Genomic DNA, 2,115 nt, shown 5'->3' with positions numbered 1-2,115 from the left:
GCGGGGTACCCGAAGGGTAGGCGGCTCCGCCGCGCCCCTGGGGCCCGGAGGACGAACTGTCAGTTTCACGACTCAAGGCAGGTTCTCCCGGTTGGAGAAGCTGCTATGACGCCATCCCCGCTCGTCCCCGGCCGAGGCCGCCTGCCGGTCCGGATCCCGTGGACCTCCGCGGCGCTGCTGGCCGTGCTCGGTGCGGGCACCGTACGGGCGGGCCGCAGGCTGCGGGCCGTCCCGGTGCTGCCCCTGCCGCCGGCGGGTACGGCCTCCGGGGTCCCGCGGGCCTCCGGCTGGCGGCTGCTGACGGCCCGCGGCGTCGAGGCGGACGCCGCCACCTTCCTCGCCGCGTGCGCCCACGCCGACCGGGAGGGTCTCGCCGTGCTGGACCTGCTGCCGGGGGACCTCGGCGCCGAGCGGGCGCTGGGGCTGCTGCGGCTGGTCGACCCCGCCCGCTACCGGGAGGACCGCCTCGGCGAGGGCCGCGGCGCCGGGTACGCCGTGCTCGTGTCCGACGGGGTGCTGGCGCGGGCCGGGGTGGATGCCGCCGGTCCGGCGCCCGAGCCCGTACGGCTCCTGGAGCTGATCCGGCGGCTGAAGGAGTACGCCCCCGACGCCACCGGGCTGGCCATCGCCCCGGGGCTGAGCTGCGGCAGCGCCGCGGCCGAGGGGCCGGGCGAGGCGTCCGGGGAGGTCCGGGCGGCCGAACTGCGGGCCCAGGGGCTGCCGCCGGGGGCGCTGGCCGCCGCGCAGCTGGCCGGGCTGGCCCTGCTGGCGGGGGTGGCCGTACGGCAGGGCCGGTGGGGGGCGGCCGCGGCGGGGCTGTACTGGCTCCAGCCGTACCTGGCCCTCGGCGGCCCGGGCACCCCGCTGCGCCCGGCGGATCTGGGGCCCGCGACCGCGGCCCGGCCGGTGCGCTCCCTCCGCACGGCCCTGCGTACGGCGGCGGCCGTCGCCCGGACCTCCGCGGCGGGGACGGCGGACGGGGCGCGGGCCGCCGCCTACCGGGCCGATCTGGCCGCCGGTACCGAACGGTTCCTGGAGGCGCGGCGGCCGGACTGTCCCTGGTGCGGCTCCCGGGAGCTGTCGGTCCGGGTCCGGGTGCCGGACCTGCTCCAGGGGAAGCCGGGCCGGTTCACGCTGGAGGGGTGCGGGGACTGCGGCCACGTCTTCCAGAACCCCCGGCTTAGCCCGGAAGGGCTGGAGTTCTACTACCGCGACTTCTACGACGGGCGGGGCGGCGAGGGCGCGGGCACGGTCTTCGGGCGGCTCGGCGCCTCCTACCGGGGCCGGGCCGAGATGCTGAGGCCCCACACGGTCCCGGGGTCGTGGCTCGACGTCGGCACCGGCCACGGGCACTTCTGCAACGCGGCGCGGGCCGTCTGGCCCGGCACCCGGTTCGACGGGCTGGACATGGGTGACGGCGTCCGCGGGGCGGAGCGGCGCGGCTGGGTGGAGACGGGCTACCAGGGCCAGTTCCCGGAGTTCGCCGGGAAGCTGGCGGGCCAGTACGAGGTGGTCAGCATGTACCACTACCTGGAGCACACGCGGGACCCGTTCGCGGAACTGGACGCGGCGGCCGCCGTCCTCGCCCCGGGCGGGTACCTGGCCATCGAACTCCCCGACCCCGAATCGCGCATGGCCCGGCTGCTCGGCCCGGCCTGGCTGCCGTGGTTCCAGCCGCAGCACCAGCACCTCATCCCGGCGGGGAACCTGCGCGAGGCGCTGGCGGACCGGGGTTTCACGGTCCTCGCCGAGGAGCACGGGACGGCCCACCAGGGCAACGACTTCTTCGGCGCCGTGGCCCTGACCACGACCCGGCTGGCCCCGGACCCGGACCGGCCGTGGGCCGCCGACCCCGCCCCCGGTCCGGGCGGGCGGGCCCTGGCCCGCGCGGTACGGGCCGCCGCACTGCCCTGCTTCGCCGGGGCGGCCGTGCTCGACGCGGTGCGCTCGGCGGCGGCCCGGCGCGCGGACGGCGGCAACGCCTACCGTCTGCTGGCCCGCAAGGCCCCTCGATGACCCGGCCCCCGGCCCCCCGGCCTTCGACGAGGAGCAGGTCACCACGGCCCTGGACCTGATCTACGACCGGCGTGCCGAGGGCTATGACCCGCTGCAGAA

General features: G+C 78.2%; 1 protein-coding gene. It reads left to right on the top strand.

Going from position 1 to position 2,115, the window contains the following annotated elements; genetic code table 11:
- Positions 1-105 precede the first annotated feature (105 nt).
- Positions 106-2,016, top strand: a complete 1,911-nt coding sequence (locus tag ABT106_RS31815; RefSeq protein WP_351284497.1) for a class I SAM-dependent methyltransferase — start codon at positions 106-108, stop codon at positions 2,014-2,016.
- Positions 2,017-2,115 lie beyond the last annotated feature (99 nt).

Source organism: Streptomyces sp. NPDC002044 (assembly GCF_040296725.1).
Taxonomy (GTDB): domain Bacteria; phylum Actinomycetota; class Actinomycetes; order Streptomycetales; family Streptomycetaceae; genus Streptomyces; species Streptomyces antarcticus.
Note: the sequence above shows the minus strand (reverse complement) of the source record. Positions and strands in the feature narration are given on the sequence as shown.